Raw genomic sequence first — 22124 nt, 5'->3', positions numbered from 1 at the left:
ATATTATGAAAAAAACTACTGCAGATTTGTCATTAGCGCTAGTGGCTATGATATGGGGAACAGGCTTTGTAGCCGCGCAAATGGCTTTAGATGCCAATTTATATCCCTTTCAGATAATGGCTTATAGATTTTTTATATCGAGTCTTTTGATGGTAATAATATTCTGGAAGGAGTTTAAAGGAATTAGATTTCCACAGGTTAAAGCAGGAGCTATAATCGGATTTTTTCTATATGTAGCCTTTGCTTTTCAAACCATAGGACTTCAGTATACTACTCCATCAAAGAATGCTTTCCTCACAGCTACTAATGTAGTAATAGTGCCTTTTTTATATTGGATAATACTTAAGAAAGCACCAGATAAATATTCTATGATTGGGGCTTTGCTTACCATTGTGGGTATAAGCTTTTTAACCCTAGAGGGTTCCTTTAGCATAAAAGCAGGAGATTCCTTAACACTTATTTGTGCATTGGGCTTTGCCATGCATATAATTTCCATTGGATATTATAGTAATAAATATAGTCCTATACAGTTAACAATAATACAGATGATAATGGCCTTTATATTATCAGCTATATCTTTGATATTTGTAAAGGATACTGCGCCTTTAACCACTAAAGGAAGCCTCGCCATTATATATTTAGGCGTAGTAAGCACTACCATAGCCTTTTTGCTTCAAAATATAGCGCAAAAATACACCAGTGCTACGAAGACGGCCATAATATTATCTACGGAAGCGGTATTTGGAACTTTGGCTTCAATAATTATTTTAGGTGAAAAACTTAATTCAAAAATGATTATAGGCTGTGGTATAATTTTCTTAGCAATACTGATTACGGAAACAAAGCTTTCTTTTTTAAAAACTAAAGATTAGAAGATAATATAGGGGTAAGAAAGGTATGTGATTTTATGGCCACCATTAGAGATATAGCGGAAAGAGCAGGGGTATCATTAGCTACGGTTTCCAGAGTTCTAAATTATGATGAAAGTTTAAATGTAGCAGATACTACCCGAAAAAAAATTTTTGAAATAGCTCAAGAGCTGGAATATGTTACTACTAAAAATCGAAAGAGTAAAAAGCCTTCCTTAAGAATAGGTATAATAAAAGGATATTCGGAAATAGAGGAAATAGAAGATACCTATTATCTATTCATAAGACACTCTATTGAGCAGCTTCTTGAGGAGGAAAAAATACAATATTCTATTATAGGAAAAGAAGAAACCATTGAAAGGGTAAAGGAACTAGATGGTATAATTGCCATTGGGGGGTTTACTAATGCTGAAATGAATAACCTTAGAAGTTGGGATCGTAATATTGTTTTTGTGGATTATAGTCCTGAGGAAGAAGATTTTGATTCCGTAGTGGTAGATATAAGAAGGGCAGTAAAGAAGGCTTTGAATTATCTAATATCTTTAGGTCATAAGTCCATAGGTTTTATAGGAGGGAGAGACTCCTCGGAGCAGGACAGAGAAGAGGACAAAGACATAAGAGAGAGATACTACCATGAGTATATGAATTCAAAAGGAATGCTTAAGGAAGAATTCGTAAGGATTGGAAGTTTTACCCCTGCCAGCGGATATAAGCTCATGAAGGATATATTGGAGACTGGAAAGTATCCTACGGCTTTCTTTATAGCCAACGATTCCATGGCCATAGGTGCTTATAAGGCGATACTAGAAAAAGGGCTAAAAATCCCAGATGATATAAGCATAATAGGATTTAATGATATATCCACCGCTAAATATATAGTGCCAGCCTTAACCACTATAAGAATATATACAGAGTTTATGAGTGAAACTACCATACAGATGTTGATGGAAAGAATAAGAGATGAACGAAAAATAAGTAAGAGAGTAGTTATACCTACTAAGTTGGTAATAAGAGAAAGTTGTAAAGAGATATAAACTTAGAAAACTGTCAGGAGAGCATTGCTTCTGGCAGTTTTTGCATTTAAACGATTATCAACCTTTAAGGGAATAAAAACATGAGCTTTTACAGAATATATTTTATAAACTTATATTTTGAGAGGGGTTTTAAAATTGCTATCTTATATTTGGATTCCTGTACATTTGATAAATACTATTATATCTGCAACTGCTATACTAATGGGAACCTTAATAGGAGCTTTATTCAGTTGGATAATAAGTAAAAAAACCACTGTAAGAAATATTGAAGAGCAATATAAATTAATGAAAGAAAATAGAAGTTACGAAGAGTTTCATAAGCAAAGAGATTTTTGTGCCAACGCTAATATAGTGAGATTGGATATATGCACTGCCCTATTTCAAAGTATAAGAACTTTAAAAGATTATAGAAAGGGTGATTTACAAAATAAATATCCCATCCCTATAAATAAAGACTATTCCTGTGTTGTCTCCACTCTTACGGATAAGTATACCCTTAAAGAACTGAGCTATATTTATCAATTCTATGGAATTATAGAAAAGGTTAATTATGATATTCTAAATTGTGATTTATATGATGAAAACTGTTTTAAAAAGATTATAGGTGGCTATGAGGATATACTTAAGAAGATTTATGGAAGCAATTTTGAAGAGATTCTGTCTAAGGACATTGATGCTATGAGCTATGAAGAGCTTTATGATAATGACCTTACTAAAAAAGGATATAGAACAGCATTACAGACCCTGGATAAATTGTGTATAATTGAAAATGAAGGATAAGAATAGTCTAATGAAACTGATTTAAATATATAACTTTGTATAAAGACTTTGGTGAAAAGGTGTTATGTGAAACATATTATACTTTTTTCATAATATATAGTATGAGAAAATATAAATTTAGATATTATGAATAGTCGATTACTCCCTTTAATGAAACCATACGAGGAGTGATAAAACAATGAGTGAAAAAAGTTATAAACCCTATGATGATAAGCTTTATTACAAAGGAAGATATTTAAAAGTTAGACGATTTAATATTCTTGCTATATCTACTAAAATCGTATATAACAAGGCTATATCCAATGAAACCGGAGGCAAGATTCATGGAGATCACGATCCCAATGGATTAATGTATGTGTTAAAAGAAAATGAAGATATTTTAAGAAAAGAAGTAGAAGAAAATCCTTTTACTCCTGTAGATATTATACAGCCTCTAGTTATAAGAGCAAATTTAGGAGATCTTTTGATTATAGACTTTGAAAACAAATTAGATAGGCCTGCATCTATTCATATTCAAGGTATACAGTATAATGTTTTAAATTCTGATGGTGCTTCTATAGGCCTTAATCCTAATACTACAACTAGGGAGAAAATAAGATATAAATGGGTGGCTGATAAGGAAGGAGTATTCTTCTTCCACGATATGTCTGATCCTAGAAGCTCTGAAGAATCTACAAATGGTCACGGGCTTTTCGGAGCATTAATAGTTGAACCTGTAGGAGCTACCTGGACCGACCCCGTAACAGGCAAAGAAATTAAAAGCGGTCTATATGCAGATATACACCATCCTTCACTACCAGACTTTAGAGAATACGTTACAATATTTCACGATGAACCAGAGATAAAAGATGTTAACGGAAATCCACCTGTGAGTCACGAAACTGGAATGCCAGAATCCACTATGGCTATAAATTATAGAGCAGAGCCCATGAGAAATCGTCATCCTCATGGTACAGGCGGAGTTGGCGAAGAAATATCAATGAGCTCATGGCCTTTTGGAGACCCAGATACGCCTGTATTGCGTGCCTATAAAGGGGACCCTTCTAAGATTAGAGTGATTAACGCTGGAATAAAGGAAACTCATGTATTCCATCTTCATAATCACCAATGGAGATTAGAACCTAATGATCCTAAGTCTACTATAATTGACTCTATATCCTTTAGTCCTCAACAAAGCTTTACTATTGAACCTTTATTTGGAGCAGGAAGCTTAAATGGATGTATAGGTGATGTTATATGGCACTGCCATCTTTACCCGCACTTTATGGAAGGAATGTGGGGTTTATGGAGAATACTAGATAGATTAGAAGATGGAAGGCAAGTGCTTCCTGATGGCAGCTGTGTACCTGCACTAATTCCACTGCCAGATAGAACTCCACCATTGCCACCAGATGATGAGCATCCAGGGTATCCGCGATTTATAACAGGTGAATTTGGGAAAAAGGCTTTTAAGCCCCCACTAGGAATTGTAGATGGCAGAGAGCCCACTGAAATAGAACAGTCAAACTTTGTTCAAGATGCAAAACCAGGAGCTTTATATTCCAATCCTTGTCCCGCAGATACAGTTACTAAGGTTTTTGAAGTGGTGGCTATACAAGTCCCCATAAAATATAATAGTCAAGGATGGCATGATCCTGAGGGAAGGATATTTGTTTTAAAAGAGAATGAAGAAGAAATTAGAGATGGTAAAAAAGAGCCTGAACCATTTGTTATAAGAGCAAATGTGGGAGATTGTATAGAAATTAGACTTACAAATAAACTTCCTAAAACAATAGGTGGAAATGCCTTTCAGTTGAAGAGTGAAACCACTGAAACAGGTTGGCATATACACCTAGTTAAATTTGACACCATTGCTTCTGATGGAGGTGCTAACGGATGGTGTAATGATTCATCCGCTGATTTTGGTGATACTATTATTGAACGATTTTATGCAGATACAGAATTAAGAACCATATTTTTTCACGACCACTTATTTCCAAACTCACACCAGCAGCATGGGCTATTTGGTGCATTGATTATTGAACCTCATAACTCCACTTATCATGATTCTGAAACCGGTAATGAAATAAAGTGTGGAACTAAGGCTATAATAAAAAGACCTGGTGAGCCTGATTTTAGAGAATTTGTTTTAGCAGTTCATGATTTTGCCCTGCTATTTGATAAGGATGGAAAACCTTTAAATCCACCTCCTTTCCCAGGTTCACACGATGATCCAGGAGTTATGGGTATAAACTATAAGAATGAACCTTTCCAATTCCGAAAAGGTGATCCAGCTTATGTTTTTAGCTCCTATATGCATGGAGATCCAAGTACGCCTCTTCTTGAGAGTTACGAAGGAGATCCTATACGTATAAGGCTTTTTGATGGAGCTCATGAAGAACAACACTCTTTTAATCTTCATGGCTTAAGATGGAGAAAGGAGCCTACGGATATGGCGTCTCCTCTTATCCAGTCACAAACTTTAGGCATATCAGAAGCTTTTAATATAGAAATAGATGAAGATTATAAAAATGGAGATTATTTATATTACTTTGGAGGAATTGATGATTTATGGCTTGGCTTATGGGGGATATTAAGGGTTCATAAAGAACAAGTTTCTCACCTATTGCCTCTTGGTGATAGACCTTTGCCACCAAAACAAACAAAACCTTTGCCTTGTAAAACAGGAAATCCGCCACCTATAGCAAAGTGTTTTGATTATCCTTGTACTAAAAACGTTAATATAAGAAAATTTGATATTGTTGCTATACAAAAGGATATTATTTACAATAAATTTGGAGATCATGATCCAAATGGATTGATGTTTATATTGGCAGAACATGAAAAGGCAATTATGGATGGAACTATGATACCGAAACCTTTAATATTAAGAGCAAATGCAGGAGATTGTATAGAAATAACTTTAACAAATCATATTTTTAACCCAATAACACAAGATGAGCACCCTAGAGTTCCTGTAGATACACCATTTCCCCCATCAAATAGAGTTTCTATTCATGCGCAATTACTAAAGTATGATGTTCTAGTATCTGATGGGGCAACAGTAGGTTTCAACTATGACCAAAGTATTGCTCCTGGAGAAAGTATAACCTATAGATGGTTTGCTGATTCTGAATTAGGTGCATGTATGCTTACTGGCTTTGGAGATATACGCAACCATAGACATCATGGGCTTTTTGGAGCTATCATAATAGAACCTACAGGATCTAAATATGTCCATCCACAAACTGGTGAGGAGTTAAAGGTTGGTTACCAAGAACAGATAGTAATATCTAATCCTGGTATACCAGACTTTAGAGAATTTGTAGTGTTTATGCAAGATGGTATAAGCTTATATGATAAAGATGATAAACCAATACCAGACCCAATTGACGCTGGACATGATATGGCTCGTCTTGACTTTGAAGATCAAGGCCAAAAGGGATTTAACTACAGATCTGAGCGTTTTGAAAATCGTTTGAAGGAAGATCCGAGAGTTCATCTTGTAATGAGTTCAAAAATTCATGGGGATCCAGCTACCCCTATTTTTAAATCATATCCTGGTGATCCTATAAGAATAAGACTCCTTATGCCAGCAGATAAACCACGAAATCACAGCTTTGTATTGCATGGTCATTCATGGAGAGCTCAATATTCAGATCCATTTTCTGATATTATATCAGTGCAAGGAGCAATAAGCGTTGGTAATGTATTTAATGTTTTATTAGAAGGTGGAGCCAATGAAAAACCAGGTGATTACGCATATCGATCTGGAATATTCCGTTGGGATGTAGAATTAGGCATGTGGGGAATATTTAGAATATATGATAGAATCTATAAAAATCTAAAAGTAATAAATGACAACAACCCTTTTGATGAAGAAAAGTATGAGAGTTAGTATTAAGGAAGGAAAGGCGGCCCATAGGGTCAACTTTCCTTTTATAAATTCATAATGTCTATAAGTATTACAGACACTGGATAAATTATGTATAATTGAGAATAAAGAATAAAAATGATTTAGGAGAATTATATGAATTTAGTAGAAGACAATAGATCGGTTATATATCTAGGGACTAGATTTATATTGTACTTAGGTGAAATTTTGGACAATACTCAGCATGAGCACCATTATATACAGCTGACTATTGCTCTAGAAAATCAATTTGATTTGGAGATAATGGACAACAATCAAAGCTATAAAGGTGTTATTATTAATAGTGATTATAATCATAAGCTGAATGGAGAAAATTGCAATAAGTTATTGGTACTTATTTCACCGGAGTCTGAGGAAGGTATAAGAATAAAAGAAACCTTATTAAAGGAGCAAAGCCTTTATCTAGTGAGAGAAGAAGAAATTGATCATATTAGAGAATTAAGCAAGGATTTTCTAAGTCTTATTGAAGAAGAACGAAATGTTGAAGAATTATATGAAAATATAATGAGAACTTTTATAAGGGATATAAGAATTAATAGGAATTTAGATTCAAGAGTACAGTATCTAATAGATTTTATGAGGAATTCAGAGGAGTTAAATATTCCAGTAAAGCATATGGCAAAGCTGGTATACTTATCTGAAAGCAGATTAATACATCTTTTTAAAGAGGAAATAGGCATACCTATAAGACAATATATTCTATGGATAAGAATACAAAAAGCTTTAAGATTAATGTACAATAATTATAACTTCACTGAAGCGGCCTATAACAGTGGTTTTTCTGATTCAGCACATCTTTCCAGAACCTTTAGAAGAATGTTTGGTTTTTCAATAACTGAAGTTATTAAAAATAGCAAGTTCATTCAATTGTTTTTCAGCACAAAATGATAGGATATCTATAGGAGGGTGTGAAAAATATAGGTGTTCTTTTTCACGGGCCGCTGGTGGGGCTCCACGCGCGGTGTAGGAAAACCTATAGAATACCTTTTTTCATATCCTCCTATAAACAAAGCAAGAAAGGTTGTAGGTTTATGGATAAGTATTTAAAAGAGACTAGGCTACTTGATTATACAGATGAGGTAATACAAAAACTTATAATAGAAAAAAACTGGAGGAATTTAAGCCATTATGAAAAAATTAAAGGTATTTATAGTTACGTAAAAGATGATATTCTTTTTGGATACAATGCTTCAGACGATATAAAGGCTTCCCAGGTGCTAAAGGATGGATATGGACAGTGTAATACTAAAGCCACTCTATTCATGGCCCTTTTAAGAGCAGTAGGGATTAAGTGCAGATTCCATGGCTTTACTATCAATAAGGAGTTGCAAAAAGGAGCACTCACTAAATTTGCCTATGCTATAGCTCCTAAAGAAATAATTCATAGCTGGGTAGAAATCTATTATAATAATCAGTGGTTTAATATGGAGGGCCTTATTATAGATAATTTATATTTAAGAAGCCTTCAAAAGAGATTTAATAGCTGTACTACTAATTTTTGTGGCTATGGGGTAGCCACAGAGGATTTAAATAATCCTACTGTAGAATGGGATGAAAACCATACTTATATACAAAGTAAGGGTATCAACAAAGATTTTGGACTATTTGATAGTCCAGATGATTTCTATGGTAAGTTTGGAACTAATTTAAGTGATATAAAAGCTTTTTTATATAAAAATATCATAAGGCATTTAATAAATAGAAATATCATTAATATCAGGAATAATTAACCTTAATAGGCTTCTATGGCTTCGCTAATTCTTTGACAATATATTGAATTAAATATAATATAATCCTAGAAGCCACTAATTAATGAGGGGTGATATTAATGAGAAAGATTATATCAATAATGCTGGCATCTATTTTATTTGTATTTGCAGGGGTGGGTTTTGACGGTGGACGAGCTTTGAATCTTGCCTATGCAAGTACAATAAGTGAAGAATCAAAGGTTATAGCTGAGAAGCTAGTCAATGATTTAGGTAGAGGAAACTATAAAGCAGCTGCTGAGAATTACACCTATGATGAAAATATGAAGAAGGTAATCACAGCTGAACAATGCATGATAATCATGGAGACTAAAAAGCTTCAATATGGAGAGTTTAAAAAAGTTGTCTCTATAGCAGAAGAACAAAAGGCTAACTATAAATTAGTTAATATGGCTATATTAACTGAAAATGCAGAGTATACCTTTACGGTAGCATTTAATGAAAAAAATGAAATAGCAGATTTTAATTTCTCAAGACCTAAGGCCTTAGACGACCCAGCTTTTAAGGGAGAAAATATTGTATTTGGTGGAGATAAATTTAAGTTAAATGGGGTTTTAAATTTACCAGAGAGCAAAACAGATACTCTTGTAATAATTGTTCACGGCTCTGGAGCTAATGATAGAAACCTTACCTTAGGACCTAATAAGCCTTACTTAGATATAGCCAAGGATTTAACCAGCAAGGGCATAGCTACCTTTAGATATGACAAAAGAAGCTACACTTATGGTGCTGAAATTGCGGCTATGGATATAACTCCTTGGGATGAGACTATAGAGGATGCATTATATGCAGTTAAATATTTTAGAGATAAAAATCAGTTTAACAAGATATACATTTTAGGGCACAGCCTTGGAGGATTCTTAATACCAATGATGGATGAAATGTCTAAGGAAGTTAAGATAGATGGATATATATCCTTAGCAGGTTCAGTGGCTATTCCATTAGAAGATCTTGTAGTTTATCAGGTTGAATACCAAGCAAAGCTTGATGGTATGGTATCATCAGAGGAAACTGCAGCTTTGCAAGAAGTGATTAAACAAAGAGATAGAATCAAAAGCTTAACAGAAGATTCAAAATATGGCCCTCAAGATTTGTTAGGCATTACTAAGGGCTTTTGGCTAGCTTTAAAGAACTATAAGCCCATAGATCAATCCAAGAGATTGACCAAGCCAGTTCTTGTATTAAACGGCAGCAGAGATTATCAAGTACCTGCGGAGCAATTTAATATGTACAAGGATGCCTTAGAGGGTAAAATCAATTATACTTTTAAATTATATGAGGGCTTAAATCATTTATTCTTAAAAGGCCTAGGAATACCTAATCCAAACGAATATTTTATTAAGTCTAAAGTTGATGCACAAGTAACTGAGGATATAGTAAATTGGATTAAAGCTAATAATTTAAATAATATACAAGCAAAAGAAGGATGGAACTTTATTAATGATGCTTGGTATTACTTAGATAGTAATGGTTTCAGAAAAGTAGGCTGGGCGTCTATAGAAGATCAATGGTATTACTTTAATGCTGATGGCACTATGAAAACTAACTGGGTAAAATATAATAATGCATGGTATTATCTAAAAGAAAACGGAGCTATGAAGACCGGATGGCTGCGTTATGATGGACAATGGTACTATCTTGATAAATCAGGAGCTATGATAACTGGATGGAAGCTCATAGATAACAAATGGTATTATTTCGCTTCTGGTGGAGCGATGGTACCATAAATTAAATAGAAAAACTATTGACCCTGCCCTTTGGGCAGGGTTTATACTTGTCATAGAAACCTCTGAAGCTTTAGAGTTAATAATTTATTGGAGGGTAAAAGTTTGAATACAAAGTGTATTTGCGAAAAACTGAATATATCTCAAAAGTCCCTGAGATTATATGAAGATTTAGAGTTGATCCATCCTAAGAGATCACAAAACAATTATAGGGATTATTCTGAGGAAGATATAATTAAAATAAGAGAAATAGTAATTTTGAAGGAGCTTGGTTTTAGCCTTAAAGAAATAAAACTTTTAAGCAAAAAAAATAGTTATAAGCATAATACTCCTGTTAAAAGTTTATATTTTCAAATGAAAGCTATAGAACAAAAGCTGACAGAGCTAGAATCCGTAAAGGATACTCTTAAAGACTCTGTAAATATGCTTTTAGATAAAGATTACAATGAATCTCAAGAATATATGAAAAGTATAGAAGATAGCCTTCAGAAGAATAAAGTAATGAGACAGCAATGGATAGATAAGTGGAATTTTGATTCTTGGGCTTTAAACTATGATAAATCTGTACTTGAGAATGAGGGGGATGAATTAAGATTATTTGAAAATTATGAAGGGATAATAAGCTTTATAAGAAATAGAATTATTGAACTTAATGCTAAAAATATATTAGATATTGGCTGCGGTACTGGCAATTTATGTGGCCCCTTAAGTGAAAGCATTAATATTTTAGGCATGGATCAAAGCATAGAAATGCTATTAATATGCAGCGAGAAATATCCTAATATGAAATTAAAACTAGGTAACTTTTTAGATGAACCTTTTAGAGAAGATTCCTTTGACATAATAGTTAGCACTTACGCTTTTCATCATCTTGACACCAAAGAGAAGGTGAAAGCCTTAGGTAATATGGTGAAATTGTTAAAATCTAAGGGTTCCATAATAATAGGAGATTTAATGTTTCTTAATGAAAATGAAAGAAATAAATGCAAGGATGATTTTATATCAAGTTCCCGCAGGGATCTTTGGGAGCAAATTGAGGATGAATATTATACCGACATAGAGAGTATAGTGCATGAAGCTGAAAAAATAGGTTGTAGTTCGAGCTTCAAACATATGAACAATTTTACATGGATATTAGAAATAACAAAGAAATAAGTATTCCTTGGGAAATATTTTCACAATATTATTGGCACTTGCAGCTATCAATAAGCTGCAAGTGTTTTGTAAATAGGGGTCCCTAGTATTTTTACTACTTACTATTATTGTGAGTTTCTTTAATTTTAAGCAATCTATCTTTATCTGTTAAAAGAGTATATGCTGTATAAGCTAATGACTTAGCGGCTTTTATAAGGGCTTCGTCTGCTTCCTGGGATTTAGCAGCCTCACAAAATTCTTTAGTATGTCCAATCAAACTGCTTGGTCCTATCTTGATATAAGCATGAAGTGTAGGTACTACATGGCTTACATTACCAGCATCTGTAGATCCGAAGCTGGTTTTAATTTTATGGTCTATGAAGATTCCTGCTTCCTCAGCCTGCTCCTTAAACAGCAAATCAAATTCCTTATTTACAATAAAATTATCTACAGGGTTTTGAAAAGCTATGGCATTCCATTTGCAGCCAGTGGCAATAGCTGAACCTTCAGCAATGGCTTTAATTTTTTTTGTTACCTCATCTCTACCTTCTCTGGTAGCCGCTCTTATGTAAAATCTGGCTTTAGTGTATTCAGGAATAATATTAGGCATATCTCCACCATGAGTTATTATGCCATGAATTCTCACATCTCTTGTTACATGCTGTCTTAAAGCATTGATTCCGTTAAAGAATAGAATAAGAGCGTCTAGAGCATTTATGCCTTCTTCTGGGCAAGCAGCAGCATGAGCAGGTTTTCCTATAAATTCAAAGTCTATAGGATCCACCGCTAGGGATTCTGAGGAAAGTGAATTGTCATTAGAAGGATGAATCATCAATGCTGCGTCTATGCCTTGAAAAAGATTATGCTTAACAAAGGATCCCTTTGCGCTGCCGTTCTCTCCGCCTTCTTCAGCAGGAGTACCATAAACATAGATGGTGCCGCCTACCTCATCTATTACTTTACTTAAAGCAATAGCAGCAGCTACACTGCAGGTACCTATAATATTATGACCGCAAGCGTGTCCTAAACCTGGAAGAGCATCGTATTCTGCTAAAAATACAATACTTGGGCCTTCTTTATTTGACTTTTTCTTAGCTATAAAGGCAGTATCATGGCCTGCTATCTTTCTTTCAATAGTAAACTTCTCATTCTCTAATATGCCGCACAATAAGTCAGAAGCAAAAAATTCTTTATTGCCTAGCTCTGGAGTTTCATGAATCTTGTGGCTGATGGATAAGAATAAGTCACTGTTAATACCTATATATTCATTGATTGCATTTTTAAAAAAATTCATAATTAAAAGCCCCTTTCAAAAATAAAAATTCTCTTTTTATCTAATAAGGCAGATAAAAAGAGAATTAAAAATAATTCCACTTTAATATCTTCTTATCTGCCAAGCTATAGCTTGCTGGAATTGGCACGGTATTCAAAAGAATCCGCTGCCGAGGCATCATAGGGCCAGTCCCTCCACCTCTCTAGATAAGAAATATAAATTTAAAAAGAAAAATAAATTCAAAAAGAAATATAAATTTTTAATAAGAAATGTAAGCTTATTTTCTTTTGATGATAATGATAAATATAAAAAAATCATTTGTCAATAGATTTTTAAAAATAAAATTATTTAAAAAAACTGTTGACAATGAAAAAAATTGATTCTATAATCACTATCATACCGATGGCCATCACAATTTAATATGAATTTACCTTATCAAGAGAAACTGAGGGACTGGCCCTATGACGTTTCAGCAACCAATATTCTACGGAATATAAGGTGCTAAATCCAGCAGAACTGTGTTCTGGGAGATGAGGATGAGATTAATAACTAGTTTATTATAATCCTCTTTTCCTTGTGAAAAGAGGATTTATTTTTTTCAAAAAGGAGGACAGCATAGTGATTGAACTAAAGGATATAAGTAAAACCTATCATAGTAAAGCTACATTCGTAGAAGCATTGAAAAATGTGAGTTTAAATATATGTAAAGGGGACATTTTTGGCATAATAGGTTATAGCGGTGCAGGAAAAAGTACACTGGTAAGATGCATAAACCTATTAGAAAGACCCGATGGGGGAAGGGTAATCATTAATGGGGAGGATGTAACTACATTGCCCTTAAAAGAGTTAAGAAAAAGAAGAGAGAAGATTGGAATGATATTTCAACATTTCAACTTGATGAAGAGGAGAACTGTCTATAGCAATGTGGTATATCCTCTAAAGGGAAAAGGACTTAGTAAAAAACAGATAGAAGAAAAGGTAGCAAGCTTATTAGAGCTTGTAGGGCTTAAAGATAAAATAAATTCCTATCCTTCTGAGTTAAGCGGAGGACAAAAACAGAGGGTAGCCATAGCTAGAGCACTAGCTAATGATCCAGAGATACTTCTTTGTGATGAAGCCACCTCTGCTTTAGATCCCCAAACTACAAAATCTATATTATCCTTGATAAAGGAAATAAACCTTAAACTTAATATAACCATTGTGGTTATAACTCACCAAATGGAGGTTATAAAGGAGATATGTAATAAGGTTGTGGTTATGGAAAATGGAGAAGTGGTAGAACAAGGAAGCCTTGCAGATATATTTGTAAAGCCCAAAACATCTATATCGAAAGCTTTTGTGGCTAGTACACTGCGCTTTGATAAGGCTGAAGAAATCATTGAAAATATTAGGAAAGAGAAAAATGGAGGCAATAACTCTATTGTTAAGATATCCTTCTTTGGTGAAACCACCACGGAGGCTTTTATATCAAAGATATCTATAGATTTCAATGTATTTGCCAGTGTAATCTTTGGAAATATAGAATACATTCAAGGAATACCCTATGGAAATCTTATCGTTAATATAACCGGTGAGCAGGAGAATATCCATAAATCCCTAGGTTATCTTAAAGAAAATAATATAGAGGTGGAGGTGTACTTACCATGCTAGAGTGGCTTAATAGTTTAATTCCTAATGTGGTGGATCTGTATCCAGAGCTTATAAAAGCCTTTTGGGAAACTATAAACATGGTGATTGTATCAGGCGTTGTCTCTGCATTAGTAGGAATACCTATAGGGGTTATATTAGTGGTAACAAGAGAGGGAAATATTTTAGAGAATAAAGTTATATTTAAAGCTATAGGGGGCATTATCAATATATTTAGGTCCATACCTTTTGTCATATTACTTACAGCTATAATACCCGTAACAAGATTTTTGGTGGGTACTACTATTGGCATTAAGGGAGCCATAGTACCACTTATATTCGGAACAGTACCTTTTGTGGCTAGGCAGATAGAATCCGCATTACTAGAAATAGATGAGGGAGTCATAGAAGCTGCTAAAGCAATGGGGTCAAGCTCCCTAGAGATAATATTTAGAGTTCTCCTTGTAGAAGGGCTGCCTGGAATAGTTTACGCCTTAACCATAACCACTGTGAGCTTAATTGGTTTCTCAGCAGTGGCTGGCACTGTAGGAGGAGGGGGCCTAGGGGATTTTGCTATACGATATGGCTACCAATATTTTAAAACCGATGTAATGGTGGTAACTATAATAATTCTTCTCATTGTAGTTAATATAATACAGGCACTAGGAGAGTATTTGTTAAGAAGATTAAGTCATTAAAATATGAAATTTGGAGGGAATATTATGAAATTTAAAAATATAGTAATAGGGTTATTAAGTACAGTACTAATAACAGGAGTTTTTGCAGGTTGCTCTTCAAAGGATAAGAGTACAAGTGCTTCAAAGGCAGGAAAACAAGTTATCAAATTAGGAGTTACAGGAGATGAACATAAGCTTTGGGATGAGATAAAGAAAAAACTTGAAAAAGAGAATATAGATCTGCAATTAGTTTCTTTTAGCGACTACATAAGACCTAATATGGCTTTAGCAGAAGGAGAAATTGATGCTAATGCCTTTCAAACCATAGTGTACTTTAATAATTTTATTAAAGAGAGAAAATTAGAATTAACCTCTTTAGGATATACGGTATTAGCTCCTATGGGTGTCTATTCTAAGAAGATAAAGGATATAAAAGATTTAAAGGAGGGTGGGAAGGTATCCATTCCTAACGACGCTACAAACCTAGGGAGAGCTTTAATATTGCTTCAAGATGCTGGACTTATAAAGCTAAAGGATGGCTCAGGCGTAACCCCTACCTTGAAGGATATTGTTGAAAACAAAAAGAATCTTAAGATATCTGAATTAGTGGCAACGCAGATACCAAGATCTATAGAGGATGTAGATATAGCAGTTATAAATAATGGAGTGGCAGTGGACGCTGGATACTCCCCACTAAAAGATTCAATTTACTTAGAAGATACTAAAAAAGATAGTGTAAAAAACTATTTTAATATAATTGCGGTAAGAACAAAGGATAAGGATAGCGAAAAATTAAAGAAACTTATACAAGCTTATCAAACAGAAGAAACTAAAAAGATAATACAAGAAATATATAAAGGAGCTACTTTACCAGCTTTCTAATCTAAAAGATTTCATAGTAGAATAACGTAAAACTTAGAGTACAAAAAATCTTCAGGCATAATTACTTATGACCTGAAGATTTTTAAAATATATATTAATTTTATACTGTAACCTCTAATTCTTCTAAGGATGAGGCGTTAAAAGCTTCTCTATCAAATTCACCTTCTGAATTGGCTACAAGTAATGTAACTACAGAAGCACCAGTAACATTAGTAGCTGTTCTTGCCATATCTAGTATAGTATCGATACCTAACACCATGGCAATACCTTCTATAGGAAGACCTAGGCTTGATAATACCACCGTAGCCATGATGGAAGCTGTACCAGGGACTCCTGCAGTACCAATGGAAGCCAGTGTGGTTACTAATATTAGAAGTAAGTATTTAGAAAAGTCCATTGGAATTCCAAAAACATTAGCCACAAATATAGATACTATAGTAGGATATAGTCCAGCACAACCGTTCATACCCATAGTAGCACCCATAGGAGCTACGAAGCTGGCAATTCTTTCAGAAACCTTAACTTCATTAGTTAAGGACTTTAATGTAACTGGTAAGGTGCCATAGCTGCTTCTTGTAGTGAAAGCTACCACTTGAGCTGGATATATTTTTTTAAAGAATTTTAAAGGATTTACTTTTACAACAAAGGCTAATAAGCTGCCATGAACTATTGCCACTTGAAGTATGCATGCTATATAAACTGCAAGTATTACCTTTCCTAAAGGAAGCAATGCAGCAAAACCATATTTAGCAGAAACTGAAGCCATAAGTCCAAAAACACCGTAAGGAGTTACCTTAAGTACCATTTTAGTTATTCTAAACATAATCTGTGCAAAGGAGTTAAAAAAGTCTTTAACGGCCTTTACTGATTCAGGCTTTTTTGAGCCTTCTATGGTTATTGCTACTGCAATTAATACTGAAAATATTATTACTGGTATTATTTTAGCATTAGCCATATCAGAAACTGGGTTTGAAGGCACCATGTCCACCAATACCTTAGCAAAAGTAGGAATTTCTCTAGCTTTGAAGCTAGCATCCTTAACAAATTGCACACCTGAGCCTAAGTTTAGTCCAAGGGAAACAACTACACCTAATAGGGCAGCAATAGCAGTAGTAAATAGAAGCCATGCAATGGTTTTAACGCCAACTCTTTTTAATTTTGATGGATCCTCTAAGGATGTAATGCTAGATATGATAACAGTGGTTACTAAAGGAATTACTAACATTTTTATTAAATTAACGTAAATTTGACCTAAGGGCTCTACATAAACCACATCTGCTTTGAAGTAAACTCCAAGCAGTACCCCCATCACCATAGCCAAAAGGACTCTATTACCAAAGCTGACTTTTTTAGTTTTTAAAAAATATATTAAAGCAAGTGCTAATATAGATAAAAATATACCCATTTTTATTTCTCCTCCATTTTAAAGTATTTAAAATTTTTATTTATATGGTTAAACCGAATTATATAAAGGGAAAATTTTTATTAAACATATTAGGCTGCGCGCAAAGCCTAACACAATAAAAAACCCTCTGCCTCTGAAAAAATCCAGAGGCAGAAGGTATAATTCCGCGGTCCCACTCTGATTAAGCTAAAAAAAGCCCATCTCAATTTAGGCACAAGCTATGCCCTATCTCTATAACGGGAGAACCCGTAGCAGTCTACTGTAAGAATTCGACCTAACATTCGCAGGGGCACTTCAAAAGATATCGTTCATAGAACTCTCTCAGCCTAGGAGCTCCTCTCTGTATGATTCTATCAATTTACTTTTCCTGGTCAGCATGTTTATTTATATAATTCCTATCGGTTTAATCTGAATTAATTATATATATAATTTAAAATAAAAGCAATAGTTTTTTTGTGGATACTTTTCTATTTTTAATAGGATTTTTTAGATTTTAATAAATATTTACTTTATTACAATAGAATTTAATGTAAAATATAATTAAGGCATCTCCAAAAAATAACTAGTCAGTCTACTCGTCTATTTTGCGCAATACTGCGTCCACAGAACCCACTGATAGCTCCACTATCAATGGAACCTATGTCCTTGTCTTACGCAAAATATACTTCGCATCTTTGACTAGCTATTTTTTTACGATACCTAATAAAACTTTCCAAATAATATTAAATATTTGTTTTCATAGAATAAGAATTAAATCTTTTTATAAACAAACAATAACCATATTGGGCTAATAACTTTTAGGAGGGGTACTAATGGCAAAATTATTTTCAGAATTTACTATAAAAAATATGCAATTAAAAAACAGAATAGTAATGGCTCCTATGTGCATGAATAGTGCAGATGATAATGGTCATATACAAGATTTTCACTATGTTCATTATATAACAAGAGCTGTTGGAGGAGCAGGACTTATTATGTTAGAAGCTACTGCAGTAGAAAGCAGAGGCAGAATATTAGATAGAGATCTTGGTATATGGGAAGATAGCCATGTGGAAGGATTGAAAAAATTAGTAAAAGCTATAAAGGAGTACGATATTAAGATCGGGATTCAGCTAGGTCATGCAGGGAGAAAATGCCTATTAAAGGATGAAGATATCATTGCTCCTAGTGCCATAGCCTTTGATAGTGACAGCAGGACTCCAAAGGAAATGACTAAGGAGGATATAAAGGCAGTAATTAATGATTTTAAGCTGGGAGCTCTAAGAGCTAAGGAAGCTGGTTTTGATATGATAGAAATCCATGCTGCTCATGGATACCTTATAAATGAATTCATGTCGCCTTTAACTAATAAGAGAAAAGATGAGTATGGAGGCACTGCAGAAAATAGAGCAAGATTTTTAAAGGAAGTCATAAGAGCTATAAGAGAAGTTTGGCCAAAAGAGAAGCCTCTATTTGTAAGAGTATCTGCAGAGGACTATAATGAAGAGGGTAATACTTCAAAGGATACGGCGGAATTGATAAATTTAGTAAAGGATGAAGGTGTTGATGTTATAGATGTCAGCTCAGGAGCAGTGGTTCCAGCATACATAAAAGCTTTTCCAGGCTACCAGGTTAAGTTCGCAGAAACCATAAGAGCTATGTGTGATTTACCAGTTATAGCAGGAGGATTGCTTACTAACGCCTCAATTTGTGAAGAAATCATACAAAATGAAAGGGCAGATCTGGTGTTCATAGGGAGAGAATTACTTAGAAGCCCCTACTGGCCTATGAGAGCAGCAGAAGAACTGAGATATGATATAGAGTGGCCTGAGCAGTATTCAAGAGCAAAGAACAATTAATAACGATTATTAATAAATTACATTATTTTACAGAAAGGCTTCTGCTTGTGTGAGCAGAAGCCTTGGTGTTTAGTTGAAGTTGTTTATTTATACCTATATAATTAAATTTAACATTATTAAAAGGGGAGATTAATGAAATAGATGGGAAGCTTTAGCTCATGAATTTTACAAAAAAGAAAGGATGAAAGGTATGAACAAAGAATTTCCTATTATTGAAACAGAGAGGCTTATATTAAGAAAAATACAGAATAATGACATAGCTCAGTTATTAGAATATTGGTCTGATGATACAGTGACTATGTATATGAATATAAATTCCTTTAAATCCTTAGAAGAGGTTATGTATATGGTAAACCTTCTAAATAACTTGTTTAATGAAGATGAAGCAATACGATTCGCTATTCATAGCAAGGAATTAGATAAAATTATAGGTACCTGTGGATTTAATAGCGGATTAAAACAAGAGGATTTTATTGGAGAGATAGGCTATGAAATTGGAAGGGAGTTCTGGGGAAAAGGCTTTATGAAAGAAGCCTTAAAAGCTTTAATAAATTATGGATTTCAAGACTTAAACTTAAATAGAATAGAGGCTTTTGTAATGATTAATAATGAAGCTTCCTGCGGTATTCTTGAGACTTTAGGATTTAAACAAGAAGGGTTGCTAAGAGAACATGGAAGTTATAAAGGTAATCTATGGGATGAATATATATATTCACTATTAAAGAGAGAATGGGCTTATAGGTAGTCTAAATATTATAGGAAGAATAAAGGTATAAGATTTATTCTTCCTATAATTAATAGTAAAATGCACTTCAGTTGGAGAGAAAATATTGAAAATTTCTCAACGGTAGGGTGCATTTTAATGTTTTATCATTAATATAAATAAAGGTAGTAAACCTAACAAATGATAAAGGGTAAGTGGGGGCTTGCCCTTTATTATTTAGGTAAATTATCAATACTGATTTAAAACTACTCCTAAAAATTAAATTCACAAAAAAACTTATATTAAGTAATATAAAATTATATAGAAAATTATTATCTATGAGTAATAATTTTCTATTGAAAAAATTTTAAAATATGATATATTATTAATTAAGGTTTATACCCCTATGAGGTATAAAATTGTGAAACCTATTATAAAAAGTATTGTTTATTGGAATATTAAATCATATAGTTATAAGGCATAAGAAGGAGGTAAAAGTATGGAAATCAAAGTATCTTTTAAAGATATTTCTAATGAAGATAAGATTTATAAAAATTTATACGATGGAAAGTGGGTAGAAAGTAATTCAGATAAACTCATAGAGATTAAATCACCCATAAATGGAGAGCTTCTTGGAAAGGTTCAATCCATGAGCAAAGAAGAGGTAGACTTAGCTATTAAAAATTCTAAGGAAGCACAAAAGCTATGGGCGGAAGTACCTATTAATAGAAGAGCCGCTATATTATATAGAGCTGCTGAAATCCTTGAGCAAAATGCTAATGAGTTGGCTGAGATGTTAGTATTAGAGATTGCAAAGGATAAAAGAGGAGCCATAGCAGAAGTATATAGAACTATAGATTATATAAAGTTTACTGCGGATTCTGCTAAACAATTAGAGGGAGAAACCATACCGGGGGATAGCTTCCCAGGTACGAAAAAGAATAAGATATCCTTTGTAACAAGAGTACCTTTAGGAGTAGTTCTAGCTATATCACCCTTTAATTATCCGGTGAACTTAGCAGCATCCAAGATTGCCCCAGCCTTAGCAGCAGGAAATGCAGTGTTTTTCAAACCACCTACTCAAGGTAGTATATCAGGATTATATTTGGCGGAGATATTTAATAAAGCAGGACTTCCTGACGGAGTTTTAAATACTGTTACAGGCAGAGGAAGCGAAATAGGAGATTATTGCGTAACTCATCCAGATATAGATTTCATAAACTTCACAGGAAGTACAGAAGTAGGTAAGCGTATATCAAACATAACTACTATGAAGCCTGTACTATTAGAACTAGGAGGAAAGGATGCAGCTATAGTATTAGAGGATGCAGATTTAGATGAAGCAGCAGACAATATAGTAGCTGGTGGATATTCCTATTCTGGTCAACGCTGTACTGCGGTTAAGAGAATATTAGTAATGGATTCTGTGGCTGATGAATTAGTAGCTAAGGTTAAGACTAAAGTAGCTAAGCTGGAAGTAGGAGATCCAAGAGAAGAGGGTACTGTGGTAGGTCCCTTAATAAATGGTAAGGCTTGCGATTTTGTAATGGAATTGATAGAAGATGCAAAGGAAAAAGGTGCAGAACTAGTAATAGGCGGAAATAGAGAGGGAAATATAGTATATCCAACCCTTTTCGATAAAGTTGATACAAATATGAGATTAGCTTGGGAAGAGCCCTTTGGACCTGTGCTTCCTGTTATTAGGGTTAAATCCATAGACGAAGCTATAGGAATTGCTAATGAATCCTCCTATGGATTACAGAGTTCAGTATTTACTAAAAACATAGATGCTGCTTTTTATATAGCTAACAAGTTAGAAGTAGGTACAGTACAGGTAAATAATAAGCCAGAAAGAGGACCAGATCACTTCCCATTCTTAGGAGTAAAGGCTTCTGGTATGGGAACTCAAGGCATAAGATACTCTATAGAGGCTATGTCTAGGCCAAAGGCTATAGTATTAAATTTAGGAGCGGTTGAATAAATAAAAATTACGAAGTAATTTTTATTTAGAGTAAAAAGTTCAAAATCTGTACTCTGAACTTTTTACTCTGTACTTTGAAAAAAGCGACTTTCGTCGCTTTTTTCCTATAAGTAGCCCATAATAATACCTTCAAACTTTTCTATATCCTTTAAACTATTTATTATGATATCATAAACTATTCCTCTGTTTAGCTTTAAGTAGTCATGTACTAATATGTTTCTAAAAGATGCCATATTACATAAGCTATTTTTAAGTAATTCATCAATAACTCTATTTTCATATAATATCTCAAATATGTCCCTATTACTTTCTGGTCTTCTAAAATTTAAGTCGGAAATTAAATGATTTGCAATGTCTAAAACGCATTCTATGGACAAGTGAAGAAATCTCTCACTAGAGCCATAAATCATTGGTTCTTTTAAATATTTATCTTTATCAATGTTTTTTACAGAGTTTAAATATTTAATATATTCATTGAGTTTATCCAATCTAGAAATTATCACATCTCTTTTAACCATC

At 33.7% G+C, this 22124-nt stretch carries 17 protein-coding genes, 2 riboswitches and 1 other annotated feature; of the genes, 14 read left to right on the top strand and 3 right to left on the bottom strand.

The window, feature by feature from the left end; genetic code table 11:
• Nucleotides 1–5: 5 nt before the first annotated feature.
• The 8 genes from BN2665_RS24960 to BN2665_RS24925 all read left to right on the top strand — a co-directional run bounded on the left by BN2665_RS24960 (nt 6) and on the right by BN2665_RS24925 (nt 11241).
• Complete coding sequence (locus tag BN2665_RS24960; protein ID WP_055669789.1) at nt 6–872, top strand: DMT family transporter; 867 nt, start codon at nt 6–8, stop codon at nt 870–872.
• A gap of 35 nt (nt 873–907) precedes the next feature.
• Nucleotides 908–1903 carry a LacI family DNA-binding transcriptional regulator gene (locus BN2665_RS24955; protein ID WP_055669788.1) on the top strand — a complete coding sequence of 332 codons (996 nt, stop codon included), beginning with the start codon at nt 908–910 and terminating at the stop codon, nt 1901–1903.
• A gap of 135 nt (nt 1904–2038) precedes the next feature.
• Entirely contained in the window at nt 2039–2683 is a 645-nt protein-coding gene (locus tag BN2665_RS24950; RefSeq protein WP_055669787.1) for a hypothetical protein, read from the top strand.
• A 178-nt stretch (nt 2684–2861) separates the two neighbouring features.
• On the top strand, nt 2862–6560 hold the full coding sequence (locus tag BN2665_RS24945; RefSeq protein ID WP_055669786.1) for a multicopper oxidase domain-containing protein: 3699 nt from the start codon (nt 2862–2864) through the stop codon (nt 6558–6560).
• Nucleotides 6561–6692: 132 nt separating this feature from the next.
• Nucleotides 6693–7484 (top strand): helix-turn-helix transcriptional regulator, encoded by a 792-nt coding sequence (locus BN2665_RS24940; RefSeq protein ID WP_055669785.1) that lies wholly within the window; start codon nt 6693–6695, stop codon nt 7482–7484.
• Nucleotides 7485–7627: 143 nt separating this feature from the next.
• Nucleotides 7628–8326 (top strand): transglutaminase-like domain-containing protein, encoded by a 699-nt coding sequence (locus BN2665_RS24935; protein ID WP_055669784.1) that lies wholly within the window; start codon nt 7628–7630, stop codon nt 8324–8326.
• A 98-nt stretch (nt 8327–8424) separates the two neighbouring features.
• Entirely contained in the window at nt 8425–10089 is a 1665-nt protein-coding gene (locus tag BN2665_RS24930; protein WP_055669783.1) for a serine aminopeptidase domain-containing protein, read from the top strand.
• Between the two features lie 102 nt (nt 10090–10191).
• Nucleotides 10192–11241 carry a MerR family transcriptional regulator gene (locus BN2665_RS24925; RefSeq protein WP_055669782.1) on the top strand — a complete coding sequence of 350 codons (1050 nt, stop codon included), beginning with the start codon at nt 10192–10194 and terminating at the stop codon, nt 11239–11241.
• 94 nt (nt 11242–11335) lie between these two features.
• On the opposite strand, the gene BN2665_RS24920 is transcribed toward BN2665_RS24925, so the two are convergent.
• Entirely contained in the window at nt 11336–12514 is a 1179-nt protein-coding gene (locus tag BN2665_RS24920; RefSeq protein ID WP_055669781.1) for a M20 family metallopeptidase, read from the bottom strand.
• 89 nt (nt 12515–12603) lie between these two features.
• Nucleotides 12604–12706, bottom strand: a riboswitch (SAM riboswitch).
• 216 nt (nt 12707–12922) lie between these two features.
• Nucleotides 12923–13030: riboswitch (SAM riboswitch) on the top strand.
• A gap of 81 nt (nt 13031–13111) precedes the next feature.
• On the opposite strand from BN2665_RS24920, the gene BN2665_RS24915 reads away from it, so the two are divergent.
• From BN2665_RS24915 to BN2665_RS24905, 3 genes are read left to right on the top strand one after another with little or no spacing between them, the layout of a single operon-like run.
• The gene (locus BN2665_RS24915) at nt 13112–14143 is read left to right on the top strand and encodes a methionine ABC transporter ATP-binding protein (protein WP_055669780.1); all 1032 of its coding nucleotides are present in this window, start codon (nt 13112–13114) and stop codon (nt 14141–14143) included.
• Nucleotides 14137–14817 (top strand): methionine ABC transporter permease, encoded by a 681-nt coding sequence (locus BN2665_RS24910; protein ID WP_055669779.1) that lies wholly within the window; start codon nt 14137–14139, stop codon nt 14815–14817. The genes BN2665_RS24915 and BN2665_RS24910 overlap by 7 nt, the downstream gene beginning before the upstream one ends.
• 24 nt (nt 14818–14841) lie before the next feature.
• A complete protein-coding gene (locus BN2665_RS24905; protein WP_055669778.1) occupies nt 14842–15678 on the top strand; it encodes a MetQ/NlpA family ABC transporter substrate-binding protein in 837 nt (278 codons plus the stop codon).
• A 100-nt stretch (nt 15679–15778) separates the two neighbouring features.
• Here the strand turns inward: BN2665_RS24905 and BN2665_RS24900 are convergent, their stop codons facing one another.
• The gene (locus tag BN2665_RS24900) at nt 15779–17083 is read right to left on the bottom strand and encodes a dicarboxylate/amino acid:cation symporter (RefSeq protein WP_055669777.1); all 1305 of its coding nucleotides are present in this window, start codon (nt 17081–17083) and stop codon (nt 15779–15781) included.
• Nucleotides 17084–17225: 142 nt separating this feature from the next.
• Nucleotides 17226–17467, bottom strand: a binding site (T-box leader).
• 428 nt (nt 17468–17895) lie between these two features.
• Here BN2665_RS24900 and namA point away from each other — a divergent pair.
• The 3 genes from namA to BN2665_RS24885 all read left to right on the top strand — a co-directional run bounded on the left by namA (nt 17896) and on the right by BN2665_RS24885 (nt 21605).
• Nucleotides 17896–18921: an NADPH dehydrogenase NamA gene (namA, locus tag BN2665_RS24895; RefSeq protein WP_055669776.1), complete on the top strand. Its 1026-nt coding sequence runs from the start codon at nt 17896–17898 to the stop codon at nt 18919–18921.
• A 190-nt stretch (nt 18922–19111) separates the two neighbouring features.
• On the top strand, nt 19112–19666 hold the full coding sequence (locus tag BN2665_RS24890) for a GNAT family N-acetyltransferase (protein ID WP_055669775.1): 555 nt from the start codon (nt 19112–19114) through the stop codon (nt 19664–19666).
• 457 nt (nt 19667–20123) lie between these two features.
• Complete coding sequence (locus tag BN2665_RS24885) at nt 20124–21605, top strand: NADP-dependent glyceraldehyde-3-phosphate dehydrogenase (protein ID WP_055669774.1); 1482 nt, start codon at nt 20124–20126, stop codon at nt 21603–21605.
• Nucleotides 21606–21709: 104 nt separating this feature from the next.
• On the opposite strand, the gene hepT is transcribed toward BN2665_RS24885, so the two are convergent.
• On the bottom strand, nt 21710–22123 hold the full coding sequence (hepT, locus tag BN2665_RS24880; RefSeq protein ID WP_055669773.1) for a type VII toxin-antitoxin system HepT family RNase toxin: 414 nt from the start codon (nt 22121–22123) through the stop codon (nt 21710–21712).
• Between the last annotated feature and the right edge of the window lies 1 nt (nt 22124).

It is taken from the genome of Desnuesiella massiliensis (assembly GCF_001403615.1).
Taxonomy (GTDB): domain Bacteria; phylum Bacillota; class Clostridia; order Clostridiales; family Clostridiaceae; genus Desnuesiella; species Desnuesiella massiliensis.
This window is presented reverse-complemented; position numbering and strand designations above follow the sequence as displayed.

Excerpts from the sequence above, each read along its gene's own strand:
- namA (WP_055669776.1), top strand. The coding sequence starts at position 17,896 with ATGGCAAAATTATTTTCAGAATTTACTATAAAAAATATGCAATTAAAA.
- BN2665_RS24955 (WP_055669788.1), top strand. The coding sequence starts at position 908 with ATGGCCACCATTAGAGATATAGCGGAAAGAGCAGGGGTATCATTAGCT.
- BN2665_RS24940 (WP_055669785.1), top strand. The coding sequence starts at position 6,693 with ATGAATTTAGTAGAAGACAATAGATCGGTTATATATCTAGGGACTAGA.
- BN2665_RS24905 (WP_055669778.1), top strand. The coding sequence starts at position 14,842 with ATGAAATTTAAAAATATAGTAATAGGGTTATTAAGTACAGTACTAATA.
- BN2665_RS24920 (WP_055669781.1), bottom strand. The coding sequence starts at position 12,514 with ATGAATTTTTTTAAAAATGCAATCAATGAATATATAGGTATTAACAGT.
- BN2665_RS24935 (WP_055669784.1), top strand. The coding sequence starts at position 7,628 with ATGGATAAGTATTTAAAAGAGACTAGGCTACTTGATTATACAGATGAG.
- BN2665_RS24945 (WP_055669786.1), top strand. The coding sequence starts at position 2,862 with ATGAGTGAAAAAAGTTATAAACCCTATGATGATAAGCTTTATTACAAA.
- BN2665_RS24890 (WP_055669775.1), top strand. The coding sequence starts at position 19,112 with ATGAACAAAGAATTTCCTATTATTGAAACAGAGAGGCTTATATTAAGA.
- BN2665_RS24960 (WP_055669789.1), top strand. The coding sequence starts at position 6 with ATGAAAAAAACTACTGCAGATTTGTCATTAGCGCTAGTGGCTATGATA.
- BN2665_RS24885 (WP_055669774.1), top strand. The coding sequence starts at position 20,124 with ATGGAAATCAAAGTATCTTTTAAAGATATTTCTAATGAAGATAAGATT.
- BN2665_RS24910 (WP_055669779.1), top strand. The coding sequence starts at position 14,137 with ATGCTAGAGTGGCTTAATAGTTTAATTCCTAATGTGGTGGATCTGTAT.
- BN2665_RS24930 (WP_055669783.1), top strand. The coding sequence starts at position 8,425 with ATGAGAAAGATTATATCAATAATGCTGGCATCTATTTTATTTGTATTT.
- hepT (WP_055669773.1), bottom strand. The coding sequence starts at position 22,123 with ATGGTTAAAAGAGATGTGATAATTTCTAGATTGGATAAACTCAATGAA.
- BN2665_RS24900 (WP_055669777.1), bottom strand. The coding sequence starts at position 17,083 with ATGGGTATATTTTTATCTATATTAGCACTTGCTTTAATATATTTTTTA.